General features: G+C 69.2%; 7 protein-coding genes. 6 read left to right on the top strand and 1 reads right to left on the bottom strand.

Translation table 11 applies throughout. The annotated features are described in order from the left end of the window. The 5 genes from HMPREF3115_RS22780 to HMPREF3115_RS31695 form a co-directional block, all read left to right on the top strand. A partial coding sequence (locus tag HMPREF3115_RS22780; RefSeq protein ID WP_070556187.1) for a molybdopterin molybdotransferase MoeA occupies positions 1–1012 on the top strand: 1012 nt, incomplete at its 5' end. Positions 1013–1172: 160 nt separating this feature from the next. Next, positions 1173–2306 (top strand): GTP 3',8-cyclase MoaA, encoded by a 1134-nt coding sequence (gene moaA / locus HMPREF3115_RS22775; RefSeq protein WP_070556185.1) that lies wholly within the window; start codon positions 1173–1175, stop codon positions 2304–2306. Positions 2307–2351: 45 nt separating this feature from the next. Beyond that, positions 2352–2915 carry a molybdenum cofactor biosynthesis protein MoaE gene (locus HMPREF3115_RS22770; protein WP_070556183.1) on the top strand — a complete coding sequence of 188 codons (564 nt, stop codon included), beginning with the start codon at positions 2352–2354 and terminating at the stop codon, positions 2913–2915. 5 nt (positions 2916–2920) lie between these two features. Beyond that, complete coding sequence (gene moaD / locus HMPREF3115_RS22765) at positions 2921–3178, top strand: molybdopterin converting factor subunit 1 (RefSeq protein WP_006398844.1); 258 nt, start codon at positions 2921–2923, stop codon at positions 3176–3178. A gap of 289 nt (positions 3179–3467) precedes the next feature. After that, on the top strand, positions 3468–3626 hold the full coding sequence (locus HMPREF3115_RS31695) for a hypothetical protein (RefSeq protein ID WP_006407359.1): 159 nt from the start codon (positions 3468–3470) through the stop codon (positions 3624–3626). A 21-nt stretch (positions 3627–3647) separates the two neighbouring features. Here HMPREF3115_RS31695 and HMPREF3115_RS22760 read toward each other — a convergent pair whose 3' ends face one another. Continuing rightward, positions 3648–5072, bottom strand: a complete 1425-nt coding sequence (locus tag HMPREF3115_RS22760) for an aminotransferase-like domain-containing protein (RefSeq protein ID WP_070556189.1) — start codon at positions 5070–5072, stop codon at positions 3648–3650. Positions 5073–5546: 474 nt separating this feature from the next. On the opposite strand from HMPREF3115_RS22760, the gene HMPREF3115_RS22755 reads away from it, so the two are divergent. Then, positions 5547–5947 (top strand): helix-turn-helix domain-containing protein (locus HMPREF3115_RS22755; protein WP_070556181.1); only part of this gene is annotated, 401 nt, incomplete at its 3' end.

The following is a 5947-nucleotide window of genomic DNA, read 5'->3' as shown; positions in this document are numbered from 1 at the left end:
GGAGCCGCTGCGCGTCGCGCAGCGCTGCTATGCGGGCGATGCGCCTGCGCCGCTCGCGCCGCGCACGGCCGCGCGGATCTTCACGGGCGCGCCGATTCCGGCCGGCGCCGACACGGTCGTGATGCAGGAGCACGCGCACGAGCGCGACGGCCGCGTGACGTTCGACGCCCCGCCGCGCGCCGGCACGCATATCCGGCGGCGCGCCGAGGAACTGCGCGCGGGCGATCTGCTGATTCCGGCCGGCGTCCGGCTCGGCGCGATGCACGTCGGCGTCGCGGCCGCGCAAGGCGTGTCGACGCTCGGCGTGCGGCCGCCGCTGCGGGTCGGCATTCTGACGACGGGCGACGAACTCGTCGCGTGCGGCGCGCCGCCTGCGCCGCAACAGATCTACAACAGCAATGCGCCGATGCTCGCTGCGCTGGTCGCGGGCACCGGCGCGGCGGTCGTCGCGAACCTGCATGCGCAGGACACCGCGGACGCCGTCGAGCGCGCGTTGCGCGACCTGCATGCACGCTGCGAGCTCGTCGTGTGCGTCGGCGGTGCATCGGTCGGCGACAAGGATATGCTGCGCGGCACGCTGAACGCGCTCGGCGCGTCGTTCGTCGTGTCGGGCGTGCGGATGAAGCCCGGCAAGCCGGTCGCGCTCGCGCGACTCGATGCGCGGCCGGTCGTGCTGCTGCCCGGCAATCCGGGCGCCGCGACGACCGCGTTCGCGCTGTTCGTCGCGCCGCTGATCCGTCGGCTGCAGGGGCGTGCCGAGCGGCTGCCGGTCGTGCCGTCGCTGCCGCTCGACATCGACGTCGAACCCGATCCGCAACGCGAGCGCTTCATCCGCGTGCGCTGCGACGTCGCGCCGAACGGGCTGCCGCTGCTCGATGCGCTGCGGCAGCAGGGCGCGGGCACGCTGAACTCGCTCGCGCATGCGAGCGGTCTCGCGCGCGTGCCGGCCGGCGAACGGATCGCGCGCGGCGACGCCGTACCGTATTACGACTTCGCGCGCTGGCTCGCATGACCAGGCTGCGCGCAGCGTCCGCCGACGCGAACTGTATCCCTGCATTTCGCGTGCGATTGTGCCTCTGCCGGCCCACGCGCGCGCACTATCCTCACGAGGAGGCTCGCCGCGGCCCGTGCATCCGCACGCGACCGCACCGCGACGCCGCCCCGCTTACCCGATGCAGGCCGACGAACCGATCGTGAACGCCATCGCTTCCGCCGCGCCGGCCGGCGCCGCCGTGTCCGGCGACGCAGCGTCCGACGCCCTCCTCCGCACGGTCGACACGCTCGACCGCCCGTTGCGCGATCTGCGGCTGTCCGTCATCGATCGATGCAACTTCCGTTGCGGCTACTGCATGCCGCGCGAGATCTTCGGCTCGGACTATGCGTTCATGCCGCCGGCCGACCGGCTGTCGTTCGCGCAGCTCGAACGGATTGCGCGCGCGTTCGTGTCGCTCGGCGTCGAAAAGATTCGGATCACCGGCGGCGAGCCGCTGCTGCGCCGCCACCTCGAAACGCTGATCGAACGGCTCGCCGCATTGACGACCGTCGACGGCCGTCCGGTCGAGCTCGCGCTGACGACGAACGGTGCGCTGCTCGCCGCGAAAGCGCGCACGCTGCGCGACGCCGGGCTCGCGCGCGTGACCGTCAGCCTCGACGCGCGCGACGACGCGGTGTTTCGCCGGATGAGCGATGCCGACGTACCCGTGTCTCGCGTGCTGGCCGGCATCGAAGCCGCGCAGGCCGCGGGCCTCGCGCCCGTGAAGGTCAATGCGGTGATCGAGCGCGGCGCGAACGACGATCAGATCCTGCCGCTCGTGCGCCACTTCCGTCATACGGGCGTGAGCGTGCGCTTCATCGAATACATGGACGTCGGCGGCGCCTATGGGTGGTCGCACGACAAGGTCGTGACGGCCGCGCGGATGCGCGAGCTGATCGACGCCGAGTATCCGCTCGTCGCCGTCGGCGGGCCCGCGCACGACGCGACCGCGATCCGCTGCCGTCATGTCGACGGCGGCGGCGAAGTCGGCTTCATCGCGAGCGTGTCGCATCCGTTTTGCGGCACGTGTTCGCGTGCGCGCGTATCGGCCGACGGGACGCTCTACACGTGCCTGTTCGCGACGCAAGGCACCGATCTGCGGCCGTGGCTCGACGATGCGACGCCGTTCGACGGCCTCGTCGCCGCCGTTCGCGCGCGCTGGACCCAGCGCGGCGACCGCGCATCCGAGCAACGCGCCGCGCGCGCCGCGCGCGCCGCCCGCACGCCGCGCCATCCCTATCCGACCGTGCGCATGTCGCTCGTCGGCGGCTGACACGCCGCCGCGCGATGCCGGCCGATCGCCTCCTGGAGAACCGTCATGACGACCTTCACCGAACCCCACGCCGAGCCGCCCGACGATCCGCTGCGCGGCGAACATCCGCATGAAACGGCCGTGCCGCACGGCGCGCCGCTGCCGGCGATCGCCGCCGGTTTCGAAGTGCGCGTGCAGTATCAGCCGATCGATGCGGGTGTCGAGCTTGCGCCGATCGTGCGTAATCCGCACGTCGGTGCGGTCGTGAATTTTCTCGGCGTCGTGCGCAACGAAGGCGACATCGACGACGTCGTCGCGCTCGAAGTCGAACACTATCCGACGATGACCGAGCAGGCGCTCTGGAGCATCGTCGAAGAAGCGACCGCTCGCTGGCAGCTCGAGACGGTCAGGATCGTGCATCGCGTCGGACGCATTCCGCTCGGCCATCCGGTCGTGCTCGTCGTCGTCGCGGCCGCCCATCGCGCGGCCGCGTTCGACGCATGCGAATTCCTGATGGACTTCCTGAAGACGCACGCGCCGTTCTGGAAGAAGGAGATCCGTCAGGACGGCGCGTCGGGCTGGGTCGAAGCGAAGGCGCTCGACGATCAGGCGATGCGTCGCTGGGGCTGAACGACATGAAACTGACGATCAAGTACTTCGCGAGCATTCGCGAACAGCTGCAGGTCGACGAGGAAACCGTCGACATCGATGCAAGCGAACTCACGGTCGACGCGCTGCGCGGCACGCTCGCCGCGCGCGATGCACGCAGCGCCGACGCACTGCGGATGGACCGGCCCGTGCGGGCCGCCGTGAATCTCGAGATGGTGACGGGCGACTTCGTCGTCCGCGACGACAGCGAGGTCGCGTTCTTTCCGCCCGTGACGGGCGGCTGACGTCACGCCGATCGCGACGATCAGCGGCGCCGCACGCGCGCGCGCCGCGGACCTCGCGATCTCGGCCGCCGCGAGCCTGCCTGCGATCGCCGGCATGTGGCCGTGCGGCCGCTGCGCGACCGCATGTCGCCGACGCTGTTTCGCCGCACCGTGCTGCTGGTCGTGCTCGTCGCTGCCTTGCAGACCATCTGAGAATCCGGCGTGCGACCGCACACGCCGACACCGACCGCGCCGGGGACGGCAGCCGACGGCGCTGCCGCACGCGAGCGCGATTCGGCGGCGCGTGCGCATGGGTTCTGAAAGCTCGCAAGCGTACGATGCGCAGGTCGGCCGCATCGCCGGCATCGTGCCACTTCAGAGATTCGACATGGAAACCTACCTGCTGCTCGGCTGCGGCCTCGGCGTCGGCCTGCTGATCGCGATCTGGGGCGTGTGGTCGCTGCGCTGAGCGGCTCGCGCCGCGCGTCGGTCAGCGCACGCAACCGGCGGCCAGCTTGCCGACCGTAATCACGGCCTGCTCGATTTCCGGCGACCACGGGCTGCTGTAGTTCAGCCGGATGAAGTTTCGATAGTTGTCGGTGATCGAGAACATGTAGCCGGGCCCGATCGTGATCCCTTCGTCGAGCGCGAGCTGATACAGCCGCATCGCGTCGACCTGTGCGGGCAGCTCGATCCACAGCACGTAGCCGCCCGCCGGGCTCGAGATGCGCGTGCCTTCCGGAAAGAAGCGCGACACCATCGCGCGCATCAGGTTCGCCTGCTGCGCGTAGGCCTTGCGCAAGCGCCGCAGGTGATGCTCGTAGCCGTCGCGTTCGAGAAACTCCGCAATCGCGAGCTGCGGCAGCGACGGTGTCGCGAGCGTGTTCAGAAACTTCAGCTTCTCGACCTGATCGCGATAGCGGCCCGGCAGCGCCCAGCCGATCCGGTACGCGGCCGTCAGGCTCTTCGAGAACGACGAACAGTGCAGCACGATGCCGCTGCGATCGTAGGACTTCAGCGTGCTCGGATGCGAGTCGCCGAAATACAGTTCGTTGTACACGCCGTTCTCGATCAGCGGCATGTTCGCGCGCGTGGCGAACTCGACCAACTCGCGCTTGCGCTCGTCCGGCATCTGAAAACCGAGCGGGTTCTGAAAGTTAGGCATCACCATGCACGCAGCGATCGGCTGCGACTTCGCGATCGCCGCCAGCGCCGCGATGTCGATCCCGTATTCCGGATGCGTCGCGACCTCGATCGCCTTCATCCCCATTCGCTCGATCGCGTGCAGCATCGCGTAGAACGTCGGCGACTCCACCGCGATCGTGTCGCCCGGTTTGGCGACCGCCTGCAGACAGAGGTTGATCGCCTCCGTCGCGCCCACCGTCACGATGATCTCGTTCGGATCGACCGACATGCCGTTTTCGAGGTAGCGCCGCGCGATCTGCCGGATCAGCCGCGGATGGCCGGGCGGCAGCCCGTCGGTCACGCCCCACAGCGACTTGTCGCGCCCGGCCGCATACGCGTAGCGGTTCAGCTTCTCGAACGGAAACAGGCTCGGGTCCGGATACGGCGAGCCGAGCGGCACCGCGTCGTCCGTGCCGATCGCGCGCAGCGTCGACAGCACGAGCCGGCTCACGTCGACCGACGACGAGATCGCGATCGGCTTCGACGCACGCAGTTCGCGCACCGGCGCATGCGCGTCGTCGCGGCGCAGGTTCACGAAGTAGCCCGACTGCGGCCGACTTTCGAGCAAGCCGCGGCTTTCGAGCAGCAGGTACGCATGCAGCACGGTCGTGATGCTGATCCGATGCTGCTGGCTTGCCTGACGGACCGACGGTATGCGGTCGCCGTGCCGGTACACGCCCTGGCGGATCAAGCGCTCGATGTCGTCCGCGAGCTTTTCGTAGAGCTTCATCGCGCGCTCCGTGCCGCGCGCATGCCCGCCACGCCGCCGCGCGCGTCGCGGCGGTGCGCGGCGCCGCAGCGACGCGCGGCGTACCACTCCGGTTTTGCCTTTTCCATCACCCTGACCTCCGTCTATCGATGCCGGTGGATCCGGGACGGCAGGATCGGCGGCACTGTGTACTTGATGATGGAAGCTTAAAAGCAGAACAGTCGGCCGCGCGTACACACATCGGGCACACAGACAAGAGTACAGTTTCGCGCGACATGCATCGGCGCCGAACTGTACATCTTAGGATTCGGCGCGAGCAAGGCGATAAAACTGTTCGATTGCACGGTTTTTCATCCGAAGCCCTCGATGAGTGTCGAAAACTTGCCGATCGCACGGTTTTCACTTGAATTTCGGCGTCGACGTGCAATACTGCTCGTTCGTACAGTTTTTTGTCCGCCACGGCTGCGCGTGTCGCGGCCGTCACCGGAGTGCTCCATGCGTTACACGATCGAACAGGCGTCCGACATCGGCGGCGTGATCCGCGCCGCACGCAAGGCGCAGCAGTTGCGTCAGGACGACGCGGCCGGCAGCGTCGGCGTCAGCGAGTCGTTCATGGTGAAGGCCGAGCGCGGCGCGGACACCGTCCAGTGGGGCAAGGTCTTCCAGATCCTGCAAGGGCTCGGCGTGCAGGTCGTGGTCGACCTGCCGGACGTCAGCGGTGAGCTGCTCGAACGCCAGTCCGCGCGCGCCGCGCAGCGCGCCGAGATCCGCGCGCGGCGCGCGGCCGAGCGTCTGCTGCTGCGCGCCGATGCGGACGCGCCGAAGTACGACCGGCGTGCGGGCGAACGCACGACGGATGCGCGCGTGCTCGCGGCCGCGCGGCTCGTGCTCGCGGC

It is taken from the genome of Burkholderia sp. HMSC10F09 (assembly GCF_001806955.1).
GTDB lineage: Bacteria > Pseudomonadota > Gammaproteobacteria > Burkholderiales > Burkholderiaceae > Burkholderia > Burkholderia multivorans.
The sequence above is the reverse complement of the archived record's forward strand: the minus strand, read 5'-3'. Positions and strand labels throughout refer to the sequence as shown.

Bases quoted from the DNA above. Each gene is read 5' to 3' on its own strand.
- moaA (WP_070556185.1), top strand. From the start codon at position 1,173: ATGCAGGCCGACGAACCGATCGTGAACGCCATCGCTTCCGCCGCGCCG.
- HMPREF3115_RS22770 (WP_070556183.1), top strand. From the start codon at position 2,352: ATGACGACCTTCACCGAACCCCACGCCGAGCCGCCCGACGATCCGCTG.
- moaD (WP_006398844.1), top strand. From the start codon at position 2,921: ATGAAACTGACGATCAAGTACTTCGCGAGCATTCGCGAACAGCTGCAG.
- HMPREF3115_RS31695 (WP_006407359.1), top strand. From the start codon at position 3,468: ATGGGTTCTGAAAGCTCGCAAGCGTACGATGCGCAGGTCGGCCGCATC.
- HMPREF3115_RS22760 (WP_070556189.1), bottom strand. From the start codon at position 5,072: ATGAAGCTCTACGAAAAGCTCGCGGACGACATCGAGCGCTTGATCCGC.